Raw genomic sequence first — 23,557 nt, forward strand, 5'->3', positions numbered from 1 at the left:
CTCCCTTTGCTACCTGGGTTAGTCCAGGCCGCCTGTAGCTGGTTGCGACCTAGTTGAACAGCGTGCTGACGCTGGTCTCCATGTGAATACTCTCGATCGCGCGGCCAAGCAGACCGGCAATCGAAAGCACTTTGATCTTCTCCACCTTCAACGCATCTTCGCGAAGAGGGATGGTATTGGTCACGATCAACTGTTCCAACCGTGATGCTGCGATACGCTCGACCGCCGGGCCTGAAAGCACCGGATGCGTTGCGCACGCATAAACTTTTTCTGCGCCCTCAGCCAGCAGCGCATCCACCGTCTTCACCAGGGTTCCGGCGGTGTCGATAATGTCGTCGAGGATCAAGCACGTTCGGCCCTGTACATCGCCGATCACGTTCATTACCTCGGTGACATTGATGTCGGTCCGCCGCTTGTCGACGATGGCCAACGGTACATCAAGCTTCTTGGCGAAGAATCTCGCCCTTTCCACGCCGCCTGCATCCGGTGAAACTACCGTCAGATTGGGCAGATCCAGCTTCCGGAAGTAACTCACCAGCACTGGGCTGGCGAACAGGTGATCCACCGGAATATTGAAAAAACCCTGAATCTGGGCTGCATGCAGATCAACGAGCAGAGCGCGGTTTGCACCAGCGGTGGTCAGAAGATCGGCAACCAGCTTCGACGTAATGGCAACACGCGGACGGTCTTTTCTGTCCTGCCGGGCGTAGCCATAGTAAGGAATGACAACCGTAATTCGTCCGGCTGAGGCGCGCTTTAACGCGTCCATCATGATCAGCAGTTCGACAAGATGCTGATCGACCGGGAAAGACGTAGGCTGCACGACGAAGACGTCCGCACCGCGAACGTTCTCGAGCAGCTGAAAATGAACCTCGCCGTCGGAGAATCTCTGCAACCGGGTCTCGCCCAGCGGCACACCGACGAACTTACAGATCTCCTCGGCCAGGGCCTTATTGGACGATCCGCAAAAAATCTTGACGCGCTTATCATCTGCCAGCCTGCCGGGGCGCTTTTCTTCCGGGGCCGTCTTGTCCGTTCCAGATGTTTTTGGCTTCCCGTCCAGAATTCCGTTGGAGGAGAGCGCCGGTGCAGCCTGAGAGATTGTTTCTGTCTCTTCAGACTGCCCTGAGATAGGGGAAAGAACCGCAGTCGTGTTTCGTTCGTTCACGTGAAACCCTCCAGGCTGGTTGACCTTGAATGTTCCTGCTGCATTGTCTTCGGAGGCCTTGTTGCGGCCCCGTTACTTCTTCTGAAATCCTTGTTGCGGACTACTCAAAAAAACTAAAAGACTTCGGCTCTTCAAACTTCGTACTTCTTTCTTCGCGCTGTTTTCCGCGAAGTCCAAAATCGTCTTACTGCTGCGGCAAGTTATTGCTGCCGCCTAAGATCCCTAATCCGTCTCGTCGCATCTGGCGTCGACTTATTGGTTGGGCGACTAGGATTCGAACCTAGACAAAGTGCTCCAAAGGCACTTGACCTACCGTTAGTCGATCGCCCAGTACATCGCCGGATGCAGTTTGATTTTACTTGACCGGCGAGGTCACTCCGCGAACATTCTGTCCCAGTACTCCGACCGGGGCAAGGTTTCCGTCAGGAAGACCTGTACCGCGATCCCCTCGTCAGACGAATCGACAGAGGACTGGACGCGCTGTTGAGCAGCCTTGGCATCCCGCTCAGACCGGTAAAGTCCAAACAGTGCAGAGCCAGAACCCGATAGAGCCGCGTATATAGCGGAACCATCCAAATCACTACCCATCAATTGACGCTTGGTTATTCGCAAGGAGGGATACTGAGGAAAGACGACCTCTTCAAAATCGTTCTGAAGACCATCGCTTCCAATCCCGGTGCGGACAAGCGCGAAAAGGGTATTCTCGGCCAGATCGTTCATCGCGTCAGCCTGATTTTCAACAGGTAAACCCCGTTTTTTCTCGGGATTAGGATCGCGAACGATACCGGAGGTGCCGGACCTACTATCTTCTGTCTTCCCTTTCAGACTAAGGCCTGTCGGGGCAGAGAGAGATGAGTAAGCAAGACTCAACTCATGTAGCTTATCAACCTGTGGGCCGGAAGTCAAGTCAACGGCAAGCGTTACGCCATGGCCCTCCCCTAGTTCGCCCTCCTCCGAGGCGTCCGCGGTCTTAGGTGGCTCCGCGTCATCAGCCCTGGATGTAGTAGCTGCTGCCTCAGCCGCTCGCCGCTGATCCCAATCCTTGAATGCCGCCGGCGTCGACACCCCCACGGAAGGAACCGCCACGACGCACCAGGTCTTCGGCAGATCCGGCATCGGCACCACCTGCTCTCCCCGTCCCAACCCAAGAACCGCTCCACCTAACAGAAACAAAGGGACATCCGAGCCAATCTCGGCCGATAGCTTCAGCCGTTCCACTCCCGGGAGAGCCTCGCCAAGCTCCCTCTCCAGAGCCACCAGCGCCGCCGCGGCATTCGCCGAACCAGCCCCCATCCCTCCCTGCACCGGCAGCCTTTTTTCAATGTGGATCTCGACCACAGCCGTCACGCCCAGCCGCGCCAGACACCGCTCCACCATCCGCCAAGCCGTGTTTCGTCCATCGCGCGGAACAAACGGATGATTTGTCGTCAGCGAAATCCTGGTTGCGGCGGAGCGCTTGGCCGAGACCGTCACCAGATCGTGCAGGTCGAGCGTCTGATAGAGCGTCGTCAGCCCGTGAAACCCGTCAGGCCGCGTCGGCCCGATCGCCAACCCCAAATTGATCTTCGAATACGAACGAACGCGCGTCGACATAGCCTTTGATTCTATCGTCCAAGGTCTTGGAGAGTCGCACGCATTGAGGACGATCCAAAACTGCGGATGATCCGCGATATGCTGTCCTCTCCACATCTGAAAACAACATCGACGGAGAACGTCCTTGCCCCTCGCCTCCCCCAAACCGAAGTCCTGCCTCGCAATCACTCTCTGCTCTCTGCTCCTCTCTCGCGGCATGCTGCTTCATGCACAGACCGCAGTCTCCGAAGAACCCGTTCGTTCCAAACATGCGATGGTCGTCACCATCCATCACGACGCGACCGACGCCGGCCTCGCGATCCTCAAGCAAGGTGGCAATGCGATCGACGCAGCCGTCGCCGTCGCCTTCACTCTCGCCGTGGTCTATCCGCAGGCGGGCAATCTCGGCGGCGGCGGCTTCATGCTCATCCGCAACAACACGGGCAAAACCCACTTCCTCGACTACCGCGAGAAGGCTCCCGCCGCCGCAACCCGCGACATGTACCTTGACGAACAGAAGAACGTCATCCCTGAACTCTCTACGGTTGGGTTCAAGGCGTCGGGCGTCCCCGGCACCGTCGCCGGCCTCGTCTACGCGCAGAGCCACTTCGGCAAGCTCACTCTTCAACAGGACATGGCTCCCGCCATCCACTTCGCGACAGATGGCTATGTCCTCTCCGCCGAAGAGGCAAAGAATCTCCACAACAAATTGCTCTCCCGCTTCCCCACCACCGCGCACATCTTCCAGCGCGATAGCGACTTCTATAAAGAGGGCGACACCTTTAAGCAGCCTCTGCTCGCAGCAACTCTCACACGCATCGCCGCAAACCCCGAGGAATTCTACAAAGGGGAGATGGCGAAACAGATCGCCGCATTTGAACAGGCCGGCGGCGGCCTCATCACCGCAGCCGACCTCGCCGCCTACGAAGTCAAAGATCGCGACCCGATAAAAGGTAGCTACCACGGTTACAAAATAATTACCGCCCCCCCTCCTTCCTCCGGCGGCATCGTCCTGGTCGAAATTCTCAACATCCTATCCACGTACGATCTACCCAAGCTAGGCGCCGACCGCTCAGCCCCACAGGTCCACATCATCACCGAAGCCTTTCGCCGCGCCTACATGGACCGTGCCGACTACCTTGGCGATCCCGACTTCACGCCGCAGCCACTAAAGGAAATGGCGAACCGCGCCTACGCCGACGCATGGCGTAGTTCCATTCAATCCAACACGCCTACACCCTCGAAAGACCTGGTACGCCCAGCCGGATTCATGCCGCCTCCTCCGCAGCTTCAACCTCCCACACACGAATCTACCCAGACAACACACTTCTCTATCGTCGACGCTGAAGGCAACGCAGTCGCAAACACCTTCACGCTGAACAACACCTTCGGTTCAGGAGTAACCGTCGATGGACTCGGCTTTCTGATGAACGACGAGATGGACGACTTCGCCTCAAAGATGGGCGTGCCAAATATGTACGGCCTCATCCAAGGCCCTGCTAACTCAATCGGCCCAGGCAAACGGCCACTCTCTGCGATGACGCCCACTATCGTCACCACGAAGGGCAGCCTCTTCCATCACGCCAAACTCGCTTTCGTGCTCGGCACTCCGGGCGGTTCTACCATCATCACCACGGTGGCCAACGACTTCCTCAGCGTCGCCGACAACGGCCTCAACATCCAGCAGGCCGCCGACGCTCCTCGATTCCACCACCAATACCTTCCCGACCGCCTCGACTTGGAGAAGAAGTTTTCGCCAGACGTCGCAGACCAACTCAAAACGATGGGCTATACGGTGAATCGACTCGCCGTCGCGGACGAACACAACCCAGGCACCTGGGGCGACAGCGAACTCATCGCCGTCGATCCTAAAACCCACGAACTGCTAGGCGGGCATGATAACCGCCGCAACTACGGCAAAGCAGCGGGCTATTGATAATGTCGCACGTCGTTTCGAACAGCAGACCACACTCAGTTGCTAGCGATCGAGAACCTGTAGCTTCCTGAGCCAATCTCGCGCACCATCGATCCTTCTTTATAAGGAATCGAGACAGGTTCTCCATCCTGCTTCACGACACTCGTAGACGTCGCGGGCAGGAACACTGTCGCTGTAGTGTTCGCCGGCACCTTCACGCTCAGTTGGAGTTGCCCATTCGAGTCTTTGGTCCAGTCTGTCACGACCGTCCCGTACACAGAATCGTACTCAGTATGCGTATGGGATAGGCCGGGCTCGACGTGTGGGCTAATCACAATATGATGGAACCCCGGCATCGCAGGATCTGCGTCGATGCCGGACACGCGTCGAAAGACCCATGCCATCACGGAACCAAACGCGTAGTGGTTGTACGAGTTCATTGCAGGATCGCCGGTGTCGCCGTTCCAACGCTCCCACCATGTCGTCGCACCCTTGTCGACCATGTATCCCCAGGAAGGATAGGTAGTCGTCAGAAGCAGTTTGTACGCTACATCCGAGCGGCCTTCCGCTTCCAACACGGAAAGCAGGAACGGCGTACCCAGGAAGCCAGTCGTCAGGTGCGTCTGGCGAGCCTCAATGTCGCGCACCAGGCGATCGGTCATCGACTTCTCAAGCTCCTTTGGAGCGAGCCCCGTATAGAGCGTCAGCACATAGGCTGATTGCGTGTCTCCCGCGACTGATCCGTCAGAGTGCACGTATTTTTGCTGGTACGCCGACTGAATATGGGAGATCAGCGTCGCGTACTTCTCAGCGTCTGCAGTGCGGCCAAGCGCGACCGCCATCGTCTGCATCTGTCGCGCGATGATGACCCAGTAGGCCGTCGCAACAAGATCAGACGGCGTGCGCGGATCAGGTGCGAGCCAGTCCGCGAAGTTGTTCCCAAGAGCTTTTTCCCGAATGTAGTTCGGATTTGTGCGCAGGATGAAGTCCATCCATCGCTCCATATCCGGCCAGTCTTTTTCGATCAACGACGCGTCTCCATACTGCAGCCAGGTTGCATACGGCACCAATACGCCGGCATCTCCCCAACCAGGCGCGCCCGGATGATCGCTAGCGCCCAGCATAAGATCCGGCGAGATATTCGAGAATGCGCCATCGGCTGTCTGCGCGTCGGTTACATCCAGCATGAACTTATGGGAGAACGCATCGATATCGAAGTTGTACGAGCCTGTGCGCCAGAAGGCGCCTGCATCGCCCATCCATCCCATGCGCTCGTCTCGTTGCGGACAGTCGGTGGGGATCGAAAGGAAGTTGCCGCGCTGTCCCCACAAGCCAAGCTGGCTCATCTTGTTGAGAAGTTCGCTTGAACTTTCAAATCGAATTGAGGGTGAAGCGGGAAGACTATTCAACACCTCACCCTGCAAAGTCGATAGCGGAGGTTTACCGCTATAGCCCGACATCTGCACATACCGAAAGCCATGGAAGGTGAACGCTGGAATCCACGTTTCGTCTCCGTTGCCGCTAAGCGTGTAGTAGTCCGTTGCATCGGCGTCACGCAGATTTTCCGTATATACGGTTCCATCTGGATTGAGCCGCTCCGCGAAGCGCAGTTTCACTGTAGTTCCTCGCGTGCCTCGGACATGGAGACTCACCACGCCGACCATATTCTGGCCCATGTCGAAGACAGCATCCTGCGCGTTACCGGATCCAACCATCGTTACGTTGATTGGAGTGATCGTCTCCCTGGGTTGAACCGGTGTGTCCGGTTGAGCGGTCACGAGAATTTTCGTGTTTGCGTCATCAACGACCACCGGCGTCCAGTTGAACGGGCTGCGCGTCGCTGAAGTGTTCCAGCCTTTCACTTCAAGCCGGGCATCGTACGCTTCCCCGCCGTAGATTTCGGAGGACACGATAGGCGACGGAGCTGTCTGCCAGCTGGAGTCAGTTGCGATTATTTGATGAGTGCCGTCGACGAAGGTCAACTCCAACTGAGCGCGCAGACGATCCGGGCCAGGAAATAACCTAGAGCCCGACCATAAGAGTGGGCTACCGTGCCATCCTGCCCCCAGAATGGCAGCAACGGTGTTGTGTCCCGGTGTGAGAAGCGAAGTGACGTCGTACGTCTGGTACAAAACCCGCTTTCGATAATCAGTAAACCCAGGCGTAAGTCTGAAATCGCCGACTCGCTTTCCATTCAGAAAGGCCTCATAGCTTCCGAGCGCGGTGATATAAAGCCGCGCCGAGGCCACCTTGCGCTCTGAAGTGAATTGCTTTCGGAATAGCGCAGTGCCCGAATCGATTCTGTCGGGATTGGGAGCAGGTGATTCGCGATCCGTGTAGACGCCAAAGTGAAGATCTGCAAGCGCCCCAAGCCTCCTTGCTGGCGCCCACTCCCTGCCTTCCGCAGGTTTGATCGATTGAGCCTGCCAAGTATCGTCGCTCTCGATCCAGCTCGTTTTGCCTGAGTCGTCTGTGAGTTGTAGAGCCGCGGCCAGGGCAGCGCGAAAGGTTTTGTTCGCTTCATTCGACTTCGGAGTTTCTATGTGAATGACGATCTGGTTGTCGCCTGCATGAAGCTGGTCGCGGATATCCTCGCGATCGAAAGATCCCCATTGATCCTTATGACCGGTGACGACGCCGTTCACCCGCGCCGTGAAGATTCCACCTGCGAAGACGTGAAGGCTGGCTGACGCGGGAACTTTGCTCAGATGCAGGTTGTAGCGAAACTCCGCTTCTACCCCCTGAGGGACATGCTGCGCATCCCCAACCGGCAACCAGATCCACGCGATCTTTTTCAAGATTGCGGTCTCGTCGTCATCACTGCGGCGGATCCACTGGGCCTGCCAGTCAGACGATTGCAGCAGACCCATCTCCCACCACGCGGCCTCGGCGGAACGCTCTTCTTTTCCCTTCGCGTCCCAGGTGCGAACGGTCCAGTAACAACGTTGGTGAGACTTCAGCGCAGGCCCGGCATACGCCACATTGACCGACTCTGATGACGTTTGCTTCCCACTGTCCCACACATCTGCATGTTCGGCTCGCAGCGCGGCGGGCGAGCTTGCGACCAGAATTCTGTACGCAGACTGAGTCCAGTTTCGTTCAGTGGAATCACTCTGCCAGGACAGCGTGGGCGCAGCCGAATCGATGCCGAGCGGATCAACCCGTTGATCAACGCGAAGATGAACTGGTGCCGCGAAGCATTGTGCTGCGCAAAGAGAAAAGACCGAAGCAACGAACAGAGCACGCGCGGAGGAGGCGAGCGGAGAGATTGCAGAGCGCAGAATTTTCATGAGTTTGGTTGACCGGAACACTTACAAAGTTGGGACCACTAACTTCAAACTTGTTTGCTCGAGTGAGCGGGCAGACTGCCGATCAACAGCAGTCCGCCCAGACTGATCACGCCATTGCCGTCACTTCCGGATAACAGGTGAACTCTTCCTCCGAGATCTGCCAGTAGGGCATGAACTTTTGACCCGTGTTTCCACGGACGGAGAAGTGAAGCGGCGCTCCATCGACCGGCTCCAAATGATCTGCGAGATGCTCTGCTTCCTTGCCCTTGTCCACCGTGATATTTGCTGTTGGAGCTCCCACAGCAGCGAGCAGGATTGGGCCGTACTCGACCGAGTACCTCTTCTTACCCGCAACCTGGTCGTCTCCGTTGTAGCGCTTCACCCGGATCTCTGCAGGAAGCACAAACTCGATGACATCTCCGTCGCTCCACTTACGATCGACCGCGAGATACGAACCAGGCTTGCCCGAACCCGCCACCTTTCCGTTGACCGACACTGCCATCTCCTTCGCGGCCCAGGAAGGAACGCGAATTCGCAGGTTAGCTTGTGTAGGCGCCGACACCTTTACCACAGCGCTCACATGCGTGTCGTAGGGGAAGCGCGTCTTCATCTTCAGCTCCATCGCTTGTCCGGCCTGTTGCCAACGAATCGTCGAGGGCTCGTAGAGATTCACATAGATACCATCGGGCGCAATGGAGTAGATATGTTCCGGCAAAGTCCCTAGCAGCCGTGTTCCCTGCCCTTCGCAACACGTGTTCTCGTGCGTGGACTTCTCTTTCTTGCCTTCCATGATCGTGTGGTAGCGAAGGCCTACGCCGCCGTCCTGATTTGCCATGCCAACGTTGTAAATCGATTTCTCGATCTCAGTGGCATAGCGCTCTTCATCAGGATTCAGGAGTTGGAAACGCTGGCTCAGGAAAACCCAGAAGCTGCTGCCGCACAGCTCGCCGAGCTTCTGGTGGAGATAGTTGCTGTTCGGCGGATCTTTCTCGAACTCGATAATCGAGATGCTTCCGCCCGCCTGCTGCCAGTGTGCGCGATAGAGCTCCCACGCGCCGAGCACACCGTCGCGGTACCGCACATCGCCTGTGGCAAGATACATATCCAGGTACGCTTCAAGATTAGTCAGCAGATAGCAATGCGGCCGGTCATACGGATACTGCCAGACCTGCTCTTTCTCTTGCTTTGCCAGCCCTTCCATCCAGCCGTCTTCCTGGTAGTAGCGCTGAATCACCTGTGCATCCGCTGGTTTTCCAACTGGGCTTGTGCACACGCGCGTATTCGCAACCATGCCCTGGCCGCCTTGAATCGCTCCGCGCAGCATGACCGGCAGGAACGATTGCTGGTTGAACCAATCGTAGTATCCCCGCAGCATCGGAAGTGCTTTCGGGTTGCCGGCATATCCCGCTTCCAGTAGTCCATGCGTGAGCCACGCGCGAGTGTAGGCTGCACGCTCAGAATAAAAAATCGTGTCTTCGGGATACGCCATGATGTATCCGTTCGACTGACGGCATTCTTCAATACCGTCGACCACAACATTGAGACGGCGACGCAACTCAGGGTCGTCTATCCAGCGCACCGTGTTGCCCGCGCCCATCAGAAAACGACCTGCGTTTGAACCCGCGAGATCTTCCTCCCAGAAAACCTGCGAGCCGGTAGGCTTGAAGTTCTTGATCTTGCCCGTTCGCTCGTAAAACTGGCGGAGAAGATCGTCAGTCGTATAAGAGTTCAGCAGATATTGAATGTTGTTTTGCATTGCGGTTTGAAAGACGCCGCCATCCAGTGTCACTCCCGTCTTCGGAGCTTCTGCTTTAAACTTTGCGGGCTTCCAGGTTGCAGCATCGGTCACCGCATGAGGATTGTCGACGCGAATTCCTTCTCCGTCCTGCCGTGGAGGCCGCGTAAGCTGTGCGACAAGCTCGTTGTTTCCGTACTTCTCATCTGCTGTTACTTTGCAGCCCACCGCGACATCGTGCCCGCCAGACAAAACAGCCATCTTCGCAACCATCAGCGTGTAGTCGGGGCTATCCTTCGGCTCTTTGCCCAGCGGCGTGCCGTCGGTATCAGGTGCCTTGACGGGGCGAAGGCGCGTGGCCGTCAACCGCACATACCGCCCGTGAACATCATGCGCCGCGTACTGCGTAATGTTGTCTTTCAAATCTGGGAAGTCAGATTGAGTGAAGTCCGCAATGGTCTCAGCCTTCGCAAAGCCCGCATCGTCGGAAGCCTCCAGTTTGAAACGCAGAGGGAATCCCTCACCTCCGTAGTATTGATCGCGGCCCGGATACATTCGCTCGGAGGCAGGAAATAACTGAATGGCGGAGATAGGAACACTCTTCTTCAGATCCACCTGAACCCAGGTTGTGACATCTGGTGTTGCAGACACCTTCGAGCGATACGCGCGATAGTTCGTCGCAGGTGTTGCGGCCATTCTGATTCCAGTCAGATATGGTGCCATATCTTTCTCGCCAGCCTGCGCTAACAAAACCACTGGCTTCATTGCACCAATTACAGCAAACCCCGCTCCTGCATAAGTGGAGTTCAAGAGAAACTTACGTCGTGTCACAGCCATGACCAATCTCCAATGCTTTCTTTTCGGTATTGCAAGCAAGTAAAGCGAAACGAATTTCGTCGAGCAATCCTAAGCTGAGAGGGGTCAGAAGGGAAGCCTCTGACCCCTGTGGTTAGACGCCGATGCGGTTAGAAGGCATAGCGTAAAGCCAGTTGCAGCACTCGCTGGCCAACCGGTTCGGTTGTAAGCAGACCGGCAGCAGAATTCGTAATGCTGGTGCTTCCAGTCGCCAGGTTCGGGTGGTTGAAGACGCTGAACGCCTCCGCGCGGAACTGGAGCTGTTGCCGCTCGGTGATCGCGAACGCCTTCTGAAGGCTTATATTCGTCGTATCGATGCCCGGCAGACGCGGTCCACTTCTGGCTGTTCCATATTGGCCAGTCGCAGGCTGCACATAGCAGGAAGGATCGAAGAACTGTAAGCGAGGATGACCTGCCGGAGCATTCCCTGTGCAGATCCGATTTGCATAAACGCTATGAACTGAGCTGGTATCAGCATTGTTGTTAGCGGTAATTTGGATCGGCTGCCCGGTGGAGAACAGCTGAATGCCGGAGAGTTGCCAGCCGCCGATGATCTCGCGATTGAGCAGACTGTTTGAGTTGAAGAACTTCTTGCCCGGACCAAAGGGCAGCTCGTACACTCCGCTGAAGATGAAGTTGTGAGTGCGATCGAAGCCCGCGGGTCCGTAGGTCAGCCCAGGGTTATAGAGGTTTTGAATATCAGAGTTATCGCCATCCAGGATATCCATAGCTTTCGAATAGGTATAGGCCCCCAGAAACTGCAGACCGTTGGTATACGTTCGTTCTAGCTTTACCGCGAGTGCGTTGTAGTTGGCCGAAATGGCGTTAGGTTGTCCATCGGTCGGTCCAACGATCGGATTCGGCTTCAGGTCGCGAATGCCGTTCGTATTTCCCGCGGTGAAGCCATATGGCTGATTGAGATCGGCGCGCGCAGACTGATGACGAGTCACGTTGCCGATATATCCGAGGGTCAGGAGAGTGTTGTTGCTGAGCGATCGCTCGATATTGACGTTCCAGTCCTGCACTGACGTGTCTTTCAGAGTCTTCGTCAAGGTATAACTCTGCTGTCCCGCCAAAGATGGATTAGCAACAAACAGATGTTGAATATCGAGCGGAGCGCCAATATTGAGGGAGTAAGACTGATTTACGAAATTTGGCGAATACAATAATTCGAATGCAGATTGTTGTAGAGGATCGGGGCGTAGTAAATCCCATATCCGCCACGGACTACGGTGCGGTCATCCGCCTGATACGAGAAGCCGAAACGAGGCGCCCAGTCGTTGTAGTTTGTCTTCCAAGTTCCGGGAATGACAGTGTTCGAAGCCACGCTAAAGAGTCCGCCATGGCCATTCTTATCGTTAGGCGGATTGTCGAAGTCATAACGCAAACCTATATTGAAGGTCAGCCGCGGCAGCGCCTTCCAGTCATCCTGCACATAGCCCGAAACGTCGGTCCCACGAAATGCACCGAGAGTCACACCATTCGCAGCGTTGGCAGTCCTGGGAAATCCGAGTTCGAGATCAGCAAGGGAGTTACCCTGATTGGTCGAGCTGCGCACTCCATTGACGTACTGCGAAGTCGCACTACCGTCGAAGTTGTAGATGCCGTTGTTACCGACAACCCAGTCACCATCGAACTGCGTTCTGACATAATCACCGCCGAACACAAAGGTGTGGTTGCCAATCTTCCAACTGACCTCATCGGTGTACTGGAAACGATTTTGAATTGCGCCTTGCGGAGAGTACGGGTCTCCAAGCGAGGTGTAGTTATCACTGTTCAGGTTTATCTGGGGAGGTGTCCATTGAGAAGGCTGAGGATTAACGTTTTCCAATCCGTAAGATGCCGCGTAATCTAATGCGCCCTGGCCTTGCTGACTGCGAAATAGATTACTGCGGTTGTAACCGACCTTGAAAACATTCACGATGTTCGAGTTGAAGACGTGAGTCTCGGCGACCGAAATATTAGTGCCCTGCAACGCGATGAAGATACCGAAGAGATTCGGCGTAATGCTGTCCTGGCCAGCTTGGCTCGTAAGCCTCGCAACAGTTCCGAACAACAAATCTTTTGGCGAGATGTTGAAGTCTACTCGACCGAGATATTCGTCGTAGTTACTGATCGCCGGCAAATTTACGACGTAGTTGACGTTACTCGCGTTGAGCGCCTGAGTAGGCGCAGGATAGTTCTGCAACCAAAGCTGAGCAAAAGGGCTGATCGCGGGAATTTTGTTGCCTGCAAATGGCTGGCTTGTGCCTGTTGCAGGATTGTAGGTGGCAGGATTGTAAAGAGTCACACCGTCGGCAGAAAAGTCGCCCGTTCGCTCTGCGGCAGTGGGAACGCGATCTTGATAGACGTTTGCCGTGTGACTGCGCAGACCTGAATAGTCAAAGAAAGCAAACAGCTTGTTCTTCCAGAGCGGAGCTCCGATGTTACCCCCAAACTGGTTGTAGCGCTTTGCAGGCTTCGACGTAGCAAACCAATTCTGTGCGTCGAAGTCATCGTTCTGCAGAAAGTCATATGCGGTTCCATGAATCTTATTCGATCCGCTCTTGGTAATTACGTTGATAATCGAAGGCTGACTGAAACGCGCAGGTGCGCCGTTCAGAATCGTCGTGACTTCTTGGCTCGCCTCCACCGACGACAAGATGTTTACCGTCTGCGTCAACAGGTTGGTATTGTCTACGCCGTCTTGAAGAAATGCAGTGTGTGCGTTGCCAAGCCCCGAAATGATAACTGAGTTGGCAGTCTGACCATAGAAACTTTCATCGCCTCCATCAACGCCGACATCGGTACCCTGCTGCGACGAGGGGCCGAGCGTCGCAACGTTCAGAATGCTTCTCGTATTGTTCGGCAGGTTGACCAGTTGGGTCGGCGAAACTGTTGTTGCTAACTCGTGGTTATCGGTCTGCAAACTTACCGAGCCGGACTCTGACGTAACCGTCACCTCCTGCTGCACGTTCCCCACAGAGAGTTGAAGGTTAGCAGTCGTACCGTTCGTGGTCACATCGACGTTCGTCACCAGATGCTTAAATCCAGCCGCGGTGGCCGAAACAGTGTAAGGCCCGACCGTAAGCGACGGCACGTTGAAGTAACCGTTCTGGTCAGATGTGACGTTGCGCGTTGTCGCCGTTCTCGAGTTTTTAATCTCGATCTGACAGTTCGGAACCACAGCGTCAGCGGCATCGCGGACTGTTCCGGAGATGAAGCCAAGATCGGTCTGAGCCAACGTCGCCTTTTGCGGACCAACGCCCGCAACAATCATCAACAAAAGGATGGTTTGAAATACCTGGGAAAGTCTGGTCTTCAGAAAACCTGTCAAGTAGGTAAAGTCTCTGCGCTGTGTCCTGACGTTCTTGATCGCCTCTGAAGGAGCGTTGGTCTTGCGTAGGTGTGTCATGAAATCTCCGCCTCCCTGTAACGCCCGCAAGTCGAACAGAGGCGTTAACCCATTGTCAAGGGGAAAATTATTTCAATTGGAGAAATTACCCTCAAATTCAAGACCCCGGCAGCGATAGTCTCACAATGTTTCTCTATCGAAACACCCTGTCATCTCAGCCATAAAACCCATATACGACGGTCCTATCCTCAGAACCTCCTTTGAAGTTCAGCTCACTTTCGGCAACAACAATCGAGAGGAATGAAAGCCTCAAACGAAGCTCAAAAGGAGCCTCGAAACCGGCCGTCGTCGTGATTTTTTTATTCTTGTCCGGCTAAAGCAACTTGCGCATGACTCTCCACGCTTTCCCATAGCCAGCAAACACATACGGCTCAGTCTGCATCTTCCTATGAGGAGTCCCGTCTGTCCCGATAGCGACCTCTGAAGCGCGCCCATCGGACTACTATAGGTACGAAAGCGAGTCATAAGATCTGAGTGAGTATGAAACCCATTGAAGGCCGCAAGCGTGTCGTTATTGAAGAGGTCGAACCACAAATCGACTGTGGACGTTATCCAGCAAAGCGAATCCTGGGCGACACCGTAACCGTAACTGCTGCGGTCTTTGGTGATGGTCACGACCATGTCTCCGGGCGGCTGCTCTATCGCCATTCAAGCGAAGCCGATTGGCGCTCCACTCCGCTCTCCCCGCTTACCAATGATCTCTGGTCTGCCAGCTTCACCGTCGATGCTCTCGGCGACTGGCTCTACACGCTCGAGGCGTGGGTTGATCACTTCGATACCTGGTCTGCGGATCTGCAAAAGCGACTCGATGCGCAACCTATTCCCGGAGGCACAAATCCCGCTGCCGCTCCACAGGATATTCCGCTCGCTCTACGTTCCGGCGCGCTGCTTCTCGAGCAGGCGGCAAAGCGCGCAGAAGGAACCGATAGCAAGCGACTGGCCGACGAGGCCGCACGCCTGCTCAAACTGGCAAAAGCAAAATCTGACGTCTACGAGAATCCGCTGACAGACGAGCTCATCGCTCTGGTCGCCCGATATCCCGACCTCGCGTTCGCCACGCGCTACGCAAGAGAACTTCATCTCTGGGTCGACCGCGAACGTGCGCGCTACTCCACCTGGTACGAACTTTTTCCACGATCGACTTCGCCTGACCCCACACGCCACGGCACCTTCGCCGACGTGAAAGCCCTTCTGCCAAGCATCGCAGCGATGGGCTTCGATGTTCTATATATGCCGCCGATCCATCCCATCGGCAAAGCGTTTCGTAAAGGCCCGAACAACAGCGTCACGTCAACGGAAAACGACCCCGGCAGCCCCTGGGCCATCGGCGCAAAGGAGGGTGGCCATAAGGCCATCCATGCTCCTCTCGGCACTCTTCGCGACTTCGACGCGCTCGTCGCTGCCACTCGCGAACACGGCATGGAGATTGCGCTCGACATCGCCTTCCAATGCTCGCCCGATCACCCATGGGTAGCCGAGCATCCCGACTGGTTCAACATTCGCCCCGACGGCACAATTCAATACGCCGAAAATCCTCCCAAGAAATATCAGGACATCTACCCTCTCAACTTCGAGTCGCCCGATTGGCGCGGGCTCTGGGAGGGCCTGCGCGACGTCTTCACCTATTGGATCAAACGCGATATCAAAATCTTCCGCGTCGACAATCCGCACACGAAGGCAATTCCCTTCTGGGAGTGGTGCATCGATGAGATTCATAAAAAATATCCTGACGTCATCTTCCTCGCCGAAGCCTTCACCCGTCCGCACGTCATGTACTCACTCGCCAAGGCCGGCTTCAGCCAGTCCTACACCTACTTCACCTGGCGCAACACAAAGGACGAACTGCAACAGTACTTCGAAGAGATCACGAAGCCTCCGGTGACCGACTTCTTTCATCCCAACCTCTGGCCCAACACGCCCGACATCCTGCATGCCACACTGCAAAATGGCGGCCGTCCCGCCTTCATGCAGCGCCTCGTCCTCGCAGCGACGCTCGGCGCAAACTACGGCATGTACGGCCCCGCTTATGAACTCTGCGAAAACGTCCCCGCCAAACCCGGCAGCGAAGAGTACCTCAACAGCGAGAAGTACGAGATCCGTCACTGGAATCGCAGTGCGAGCAACAGCCTTGCGCCTCTGGTCACGCTCGTGAATCAAATTCGAAGGAATAACCCTGCCCTTCACTCCGACGGCACTCTCCACTTCCACCACGTCGATAACTCGAACATCATCGCCTACAGCAAATCGAGCGGAGACAATCGGGTTCTCATTGTCGTCAATCTCGATCCAACCCAGGAGCAAGCAGGATGGATCGACCTCGATCTCAAGAAGCTTGCAATTCCACACAACGAAACTTTCGAGATTGAAGATCTACTCACCGGCACACGCTATCAATGGCACGACCGCAGTAACTACGTCGCTTTACGGCCGGACGTAATGCCGGCTCACATCTTCCGTCTGCTCCGCAAACCCGCCGCCGAAACACCACCCACGCCATAAGCAACATTCGTCAACAGCTTCCAGCACGAGGTACGAAGAGTGAAAAAATCCGGCAGCGCCTCCGATCCGCTTTGGTACAAGGACGCGATCATCTACGAGATCCATGTCCGAGCCTTTATGGACTCAAACGCGGATGGCATCGGCGATTTTCCCGGCCTCATGTCAAAGCTCGACTACTTGCAGGATCTCGGAGTTACCTGTCTGTGGCTGCTTCCCTTCTTCCCCTCGCCGCTACGTGACGACGGCTACGACATAGCCGACTACGTCGAGGTCAATCCCAGCTACGGCACGCTCAGCGACTTCAAACAGTTCCTCGATGCAGCTCACCTGCGCGGCATGCAGGTCATGATCGAGCTGGTCATCAACCACACCAGCGACCAGCACCCGTGGTTCAAAGCAGCTCGCCTCGCCCCCAAAGGCTCCCCTGAGCGCGACATGTACGTCTGGAGCGACACCGACAAGCTCTTCGAGGGAGTCCGCATCATCTTTGTCGACACCGAAAAGTCCAACTGGACCTGGGACGACGTCGCGCAGCAGTACTACTGGCACCGCTTCTTCTCGCATCAGCCCGACCTCAACTTTGATAACCCACGTGTGATGGAAGAGGTTCTCACGGCAATGCGGTTCTGGTTGGATATGGGCGTCGACGCCCTCCGCCTGGACGCAATTCCCTATCTCGTCGAGCGCGACGGCACAAGCTGCGAGAACGTACCCGAAACCCACGTCAAGATCAAAGAGATTCGCGCAGTCATCGACGCCGAGTACGACAATCGCCTCGTGCTCGCCGAAGCCAACATGTGGCCCGCCGACGTTCGTCCCTATTTTGGCGACGGCGACGAGTGCAACATGGCCTTTCACTTCCCGCTGATGCCGCGCATCTACATGGCGCTCCGTCAGGAAGACCGTCTGCCCATCACCGACATCATGGCGCAGACTCCCGCCATTCCCGACAACTGCCAGTGGGGTCTCTTCCTCCGCAATCACGACGAGCTCACGCTCGAGATGGTCACCGACGACGAGCGCGACTACATGTACCTCGCCTACTCGGCTGACCCGCGCATGCGCATCAACGTAGGCATTCGCCGTCGTCTGGCGCCCCTGGTTGACAACAACCGCCGCCGCATCGAGCTGCTCAACTCGCTCCTCCTCAGCTTTCCCGGCACACCTATCCTCTACTACGGCGACGAGATCGGCATGGGCGACAACATCTATCTCGGCGATCGGAACGGCGTCCGCACGCCCATGCAGTGGAACTCCGATCGCAACGCCGGCTTCTCCAAGGCGGTTCCGGCTCAGCTCTACTTCCCCGTCATCATGGATCCCATCTGGGGCTATCAATCCATCAACGTCGAGGCGCAGCAGTCCGATCAATCGTCGCTTCTGCACTGGACGCGCAACATGATCGCCCTGCGCAAACTCTTCCACGTCTTCGGGCGCGGCACGCAGGAGTTTCTCAATCCCGAAAACCGAAAGATCCTCGCCTACATTCGCCAGTTCCAGGAAGGCGACCACTGCGAAACAGTCCTCTGCGTTGCCAACCTCTCCCGCTTCTCACAACCCGTCTCGCTTGATCTTTCCAAGTACTCCGGGATGATTCCCGTCGAGATGCTTGGTTACGTAACCTTCCCGACCATCACCGCACAACCCTACCCGTTCACGCTTGCGCCCTACTCTTTTCTATGGCTCGAACTCCAGTCCGCGCCTTCATCGCCTGAGCCGGTCGAGGTTCCCGTCGACGAACCCATCGTCAGCCTGCTCAGTCACGGCATCGAAGGCATCCTTACAGGAGCTGAATTAGCTTCGTTGCAGCAGCTTCTCGTCAGCTTCCTTCCCCATCAGCGCTGGTTCGGAGCAAAGACCCGAACCATCAAGTCGGTCGAGATCCTCGACTCCGCACTGCTCCCCAGCCTCAACGCAGCTCTGCTCTTCCTCCATCTCATCTATGAGGACGACAGCACCGATGTCTATCAACTCGCGTTGACGATCAGTACAGGTGAAGCCGCAGAGATGGTTCGCGGATCAGATCCCGCAAGTATCGTCGCCACCGTTTCAACCGGCGACGGGCCCGCAGTCCTGCATGACGCGGTCGCGCGAGAAGACGTCCGTCAGGCGATCCTTCAACTCATCGAAAGCAGCGGCGAGTTGCACACTCAGAACGGCGCTCTCCACGGCCGCAAGAGCACCGCGTTCGCCGCAGCCCGTGGCACCGATATCTTGCCCGCCCGTACCGGCTCAGCTGAACAATCGAACACCTCCATCCTCTACGACGCAAAGCTCATCATGAAGCTCTTCCGTCGGCTCCAACCCGGAGAAAACCCCGACACCGAAATCGGACGTTTTCTCACCGAGACTGCACACTTCCCGCGCATCGCTCCCTTTCTTGGCGACATCACACTTCGTACGAAAGACGGCATGCCCACCACCATCGCGATGCTCCAGGGTCTCGTCGAAAACGAAGGCGACGGCTGGCAATGGACTCTCAACGAACTCTCGCACTACTACGACAGCGTTGCTATTCTGCCTGCACTTCACGACGTCGGCACTCCCGCTTCGTTCCTTACAGAGAGCGAATCACCCGCACTCGCGCGCGAACACGCCGGTCTTTATCTCGACGCAGCGGCGCTGCTGGGCCGCCGTACCGCCGAGATGCATCTCGCGCTCGCCACTCCCACTCGCGACCCGGCCTTCATGGCTGAAGATTTCACCACAGCCGACCTCGTCGCCGACGCCGACCGCATCGACGCCCAGCTGTCACTCACCCTCGACGCTCTCAAACGCGGCATGTCGCAACTCACCGAGACCACCGCCGATAACGCCGCACTCGTGCTCAGCCGTCGCATCGAACTCTTTGCTCGTGCGCGCGCCATCGCCTCCGCAACTCCTTCCCTTGCCGGCCAAAGCATCCGCATTCACGGCGACTATCACCTTGGCCAGGTCCTCCGCTCCCGCGGCGACTACGTCATCCTCGACTTCGAAGGCGAACCCGCACGCAGCCTCGCCGAGCGTCGCGCCAAACAATCACCCCTAAGAGATGTAGCAGGCATGCTGCGATCTTTCAGTTACGCCGCGCACGCCGCACACAATGCCTTCGCGCAACGTCGCCCCGACGACGCGAAGTATCTCGAGCCGTGGGCCACCCTTTGGCAGAACTCCGTCTCCACCGAGTTTCTCCGCGCCTATCACGCGACTGTCCGGGCCAAGGATTCAGCATTGATCCCTCAGCCCGCGCAGGCACAAATCCTGCTCAACGCCTACCTGCTCGAGAAGTCCCTCTACGAGCTTCTGTACGAACTCAACAATCGACCTGCGTGGGTCAGAATTCCACTCGCAGGCATACTCTCTCTACAGTCATAAAAGTTTCTTTGTCAGAATTACCGGCGTGCAAAACTCAAATTTTTGCGCTTGCCGAAAATAAATTCCACGATAGTCTGAATCATGCCTCCAGTGAAGCTGATCGCTGTCGTTGCCGCATGTCTCACTCTGTCCGCGGCCGACTCCCCTTCAGGCGGTCATCTTCTCTCGACAGAGCGCACCTCAAACTCCGATCTCGAAATCACCGGCATGGCAGCAGATATCGCACCCGGCACCATCCGCTACATCTCGTACCAACAACTCCTCAAGCTCCCTCAAACAACGGTTACCGTCACAGGCGACGAAAACTTTCGCGAACTTCCTCAGCAGAAACTGACCGTGACCGGCGTCTACCTCGATGTCCTCGAACGCTCCCTCGGTGCTCTTCCTGGAGCAGACTTACTAACCGCCCTTTGCTCCGACGGTTATCGCGCGACTTACACCCGCGACTATGTGAAGACCCACCGTCCAATCCTTGCGCTGAAGATCGACGGAATGCCCGTCGAGACATGGGTTGCCCAGACACACAACGACGACCCCGGTACGTATTTCATTACTCACGCGTACTTCACGCCGGCCTTCAGTGTCTCCTCCTTTCAGGAGCTTCCCAAGATACCTGCAAAAGTCACGCGGCTGGACTTCGGCGCGGCTGAGAAGGTCTACGGCGCTATCGCACCACGCCCAGGAGACACGTCGAATCCGCAGGTCATTGCCGGGTTTCGCATCGCCCAGCAACACTGTTACCGCTGTCACAACATGGGCACCTACGGCGGCACAAAAGCAGGCAAAGAGTGGCACACGCTAGGCAACTTCGCCTCCTCATCGCCGGCAATCTTCGAGCGCTATCTCCGCGATCCGAAGTCCGTCGACCCGAAGTCAACCATGACCTGCGAGCCGCAACTGGGCGAGCCTGCCGCGAAGGCCTTACAAGCTTACTTCCAGACCTTCGCCGTTACGGCGCAGTGACCATCTTCTTTCCTGACGGCCCAGAACGATGACAACCACGCCCTCTCCACTCACATCCCTACGCCGTGCAATCACATTGTCTGAAACCGCTCCTCGCGCAATTGCAAGCGAGTCCGCATCCAAAGCCAACGGCAACGCATCGCACAACACCTACCTCACCCTCACCGCAACTGAATCCCTCCATCGAGCGGAACAACTCCCGAAGATCTTCGCCGATGCTAAAAATCGTCCACCGCTCTATGGCATTCCGATCTCGATCAAAGACTGCTTCGACCTAGCAGGCACAACGACAAGCTGTGGCTCGCGCTACTACGCGCAGCTCAACCCACGCGCTACGAAAAACTCATGGGTCGCCCAGCGTCTCCTCGAAGCAGGCGCAATCATCCCCGGAAAAACTCATCTCCACCAACTCGCCTACGGAATCACCGGCGAAAACGCCGACTACGGAAACTGTGTCCAACCACGCGATGCAACGCTGCTCACCGGAGGTTCCTCAAGCGGCGCCGCTGCGAGCGTACAGGAAGGGTCTGCCCTCGCAGCCATCGGCACCGATACTGGAGGCTCGGTCCGCGTCCCCGCCGCACTCTGCGGACTCACCGGCTACCGCGCCTCTCTCGGCGTCAGCCGCGGCGAAGAGCGCTGGGCCGGAGCCTTCCACCTCGCGCCTTCTTTCGACACCCTCGGCCTGCTCTTTCGCGATCTCCGCGACGGCCCCGCACTCGCCCACGCCATCTACAACATTCCTACAGTCCCCACGCCGACCCAACTCCGCATCGGCTACGTCGGCGACGATTTCACGCACGACTGCGAACCCGAAGTCCTCACCGCATTCGCCGCGTGGAAGCAGCACCTCACGCATCACGGCTCAACACTGACTCCAATCGACACTGCTTTCTGGGCCGACAGCCTGGAGATATTCAGCACCATCCAGGCCAGCGAAGCCGCCCAAATCCACCGCGGCCGCTATCAGCACTTCGAGCCCGCAATCGCAGAGCGTCTCACATGGGGAGCATCCATCACACCCACCCAACTCGAAACCCTCCACCGTCGCCTCGATATATTTCGCTCTCAGATCTCATCGCTCTTCCAACAAGTCGACCTCCTGCTCGTTCCATGCGCCCCAGTCAACAAACTCCTCGCCGGCAAAGACCAATCCCACATCCGCAAAGCGATTCTTCGCTACACCACACCTGCCAGCCTAGGGGGCCTACCGACCGTCACCCTCGCAGGAGAAGCAATCGGCGCACCGTTCGGCACCGGCATGCAGCTTATCGCCGCGCCCATGCAGGACGGCGCACTCTTAGCCTTCGCAGCTTCGCTTTTAAATCCGCCGCACTAGACCCTATGGACCAGTTCTAAGCATGGAACTACCCGCTGCGCGCGGGGCGGTCACTTCGTGACGGGTATACCCCTTCGGTGGGCGCTCCCGCTGGTCGCGATGAGAATCGTCTGCCGACCATCGGGAGGCCCAAGGCGAAGCCGGTATACATGTCACGAAGTGACCTTTACAGACGCACTCCCATTGACGATGATGTTAGGGCCGGACCAAACCCTCCGGCAGTCACGAGGAATCAACAATGAGCACAGGCACCAGCGTCCTACGCGAAGTACTCGACAAGATCATCGGCACCGACCGCACCGAACACCTCTTCAAGCTCCTCGTCATTCATCCCGAGATCGCCGCCGCATCCGGACCGCAGGTCTCCCGCGCCGTCCTCGCGCAAGCACTCAACATGCTCCTCTTCGAAGACCTACTTCGCCGCGTTCCCACCGCGAAGACATACGCCGACTACACCCTCGGCAAGGGCCGCCAGATCCTTCACGATCACGGCGCCGTCCGCACCGTCGCACTCGAAGGCATGGGCGGCCTCCCTGCCGGCCAGGAGGCCATCACCCGCATCCTGCGCCCACTCGGCTACGCACTCAACGGCGTCTACCCGCTCGAGCGCCTCAAGATGACCGGCCGCTCTCATGCCCAGGCCGACTATCCCGAAGAGATCGCGCAATTCTTCCTAAGCGAGCTTCACCCCGAGCGCTTCTCCCCCGAGTTCCAGTCCGCCGTCCGGCGCGTCACCGCCACGTCCAAAGATCCCATCACTCCGCAGGCGAAGTCGCTCCTCGACAAACTCGAATCCACCGGCTTCCTCAGCATCGACGAGTCCGTCGCGCTCCTCCCCGTCCTCGCCTCCATCTTCGAGCGCCAGCACACCGAGCCCACCCTCACCGATTACGACATCCTCCTCGCCGAATCTCCCGAGATGGCCTGGATCTCCACCGAGGGCAATGCCTTCAACCACGCCACCGACCGCGTCCCCGACGTCGATCAGCTCGCCGAAGAACAGAAGGCCCTGGGCCAGCCCATGAAGGCCGCCGTCGAAACTTCGCAGTCCGGTCGAGTTCGCCAAACAGCGTTCCTCGCCGCCAAGGTTCAGCGCAAGTTCCACACCGCCGAAGGCGCACTCGTCGCCAAAGAGGTCAACGGCTCCTTCTACGAGTTCATCACTCGCCTCCCGCTCCCCGAAGAAGACGGCAAACAGAAACTCGACCTGGGCTTCGACAGCTCCAACGCGCAAGCAATATTCAAAATGACTGCCACCGGCAAAGCTTAAAGGGGCATTACGCGTGCGGCGGTCACTTCGTGACGCGTATACCGGTCTTGCCGGAATCAGCTGCAAGGGTCCTACCGCTGGTCGGCACGATCATCTCCTCCGACCAACGGGAGGGGTCACCGAAGGGGTACACAAGTCACGAAGTGACCGCCCTCCGCGCAGGAGGGCCGTCCGGCAGGACACGATCCTCGTATAGTTAAGCC

General features: G+C 57.2%; 12 protein-coding genes and 1 tRNA gene. 6 read left to right on the forward strand and 7 right to left on the reverse strand.

All coding sequences use genetic code 11. The features are described from left to right. Positions 1 to 49 precede the first annotated feature (49 nt). From RBB76_RS08705 to ispE, 3 genes are all read right to left on the reverse strand, one after another. Entirely contained in the window at positions 50 to 1,066 is a 1,017-nt protein-coding gene (locus RBB76_RS08705) for a ribose-phosphate diphosphokinase (RefSeq protein ID WP_429628889.1), read from the reverse strand. A 358-nt stretch (positions 1,067 to 1,424) separates the two neighbouring features. Further along, positions 1,425 to 1,498, reverse strand: a tRNA-Gln gene (locus tag RBB76_RS08710). Between the two features lie 42 nt (positions 1,499 to 1,540). Further along, entirely contained in the window at positions 1,541 to 2,761 is a 1,221-nt protein-coding gene (gene ispE / locus RBB76_RS08715; protein WP_429627811.1) for a 4-(cytidine 5'-diphospho)-2-C-methyl-D-erythritol kinase, read from the reverse strand. Positions 2,762 to 2,885: 124 nt separating this feature from the next. On the opposite strand from ispE, the gene ggt reads away from it, so the two are divergent. After that, positions 2,886 to 4,676 (forward strand): gamma-glutamyltransferase, encoded by a 1,791-nt coding sequence (ggt, locus tag RBB76_RS08720; protein ID WP_429627810.1) that lies wholly within the window; start codon positions 2,886 to 2,888, stop codon positions 4,674 to 4,676. Positions 4,677 to 4,711: 35 nt separating this feature from the next. Here the strand turns inward: ggt and RBB76_RS08725 are convergent, their stop codons facing one another. From RBB76_RS08725 to RBB76_RS08740, 4 genes are all read right to left on the reverse strand, one after another. Beyond that, positions 4,712 to 7,945, reverse strand: coding sequence for a family 78 glycoside hydrolase catalytic domain (locus tag RBB76_RS08725; protein ID WP_429627809.1), 3,234 nt, complete (start codon positions 7,943 to 7,945; stop codon positions 4,712 to 4,714). Between the two features lie 106 nt (positions 7,946 to 8,051). Continuing rightward, positions 8,052 to 10,517 carry a beta-L-arabinofuranosidase domain-containing protein gene (locus RBB76_RS08730; RefSeq protein ID WP_429627808.1) on the reverse strand — a complete coding sequence of 822 codons (2,466 nt, stop codon included), beginning with the start codon at positions 10,515 to 10,517 and terminating at the stop codon, positions 8,052 to 8,054. A 128-nt stretch (positions 10,518 to 10,645) separates the two neighbouring features. Continuing rightward, positions 10,646 to 11,587 carry a hypothetical protein gene (locus RBB76_RS08735; protein WP_429627807.1) on the reverse strand — a complete coding sequence of 314 codons (942 nt, stop codon included), beginning with the start codon at positions 11,585 to 11,587 and terminating at the stop codon, positions 10,646 to 10,648. A 92-nt stretch (positions 11,588 to 11,679) separates the two neighbouring features. After that, entirely contained in the window at positions 11,680 to 13,929 is a 2,250-nt protein-coding gene (locus RBB76_RS08740; RefSeq protein WP_429627806.1) for a TonB-dependent receptor domain-containing protein, read from the reverse strand. A 480-nt stretch (positions 13,930 to 14,409) separates the two neighbouring features. On the opposite strand from RBB76_RS08740, the gene RBB76_RS08745 reads away from it, so the two are divergent. The 5 genes from RBB76_RS08745 to RBB76_RS08765 all read left to right on the forward strand — a co-directional run bounded on the left by RBB76_RS08745 (position 14,410) and on the right by RBB76_RS08765 (position 23,354). Further along, on the forward strand, positions 14,410 to 16,428 hold the full coding sequence (locus RBB76_RS08745) for an alpha-1,4-glucan--maltose-1-phosphate maltosyltransferase (RefSeq protein ID WP_429627805.1): 2,019 nt from the start codon (positions 14,410 to 14,412) through the stop codon (positions 16,426 to 16,428). Between the two features lie 39 nt (positions 16,429 to 16,467). Further along, positions 16,468 to 19,782, forward strand: a complete 3,315-nt coding sequence (treS, locus tag RBB76_RS08750) for a maltose alpha-D-glucosyltransferase (protein ID WP_429627804.1) — start codon at positions 16,468 to 16,470, stop codon at positions 19,780 to 19,782. 81 nt (positions 19,783 to 19,863) lie between these two features. Next, a complete protein-coding gene (locus RBB76_RS08755) occupies positions 19,864 to 20,745 on the forward strand; it encodes a hypothetical protein (protein ID WP_429627803.1) in 882 nt (293 codons plus the stop codon). A gap of 28 nt (positions 20,746 to 20,773) precedes the next feature. After that, positions 20,774 to 22,084, forward strand: a complete 1,311-nt coding sequence (locus RBB76_RS08760; RefSeq protein ID WP_429627802.1) for an amidase — start codon at positions 20,774 to 20,776, stop codon at positions 22,082 to 22,084. 238 nt (positions 22,085 to 22,322) lie between these two features. Further along, positions 22,323 to 23,354 (forward strand): DUF1338 domain-containing protein, encoded by a 1,032-nt coding sequence (locus RBB76_RS08765; RefSeq protein WP_429627801.1) that lies wholly within the window; start codon positions 22,323 to 22,325, stop codon positions 23,352 to 23,354. The last annotated feature ends 203 nt before the right edge of the window (positions 23,355 to 23,557 follow it).

It is taken from the genome of Tunturiibacter psychrotolerans (assembly GCF_051013365.1).
GTDB classification, from domain to species: domain Bacteria; phylum Acidobacteriota; class Terriglobia; order Terriglobales; family Acidobacteriaceae; genus Edaphobacter; species Edaphobacter psychrotolerans_A.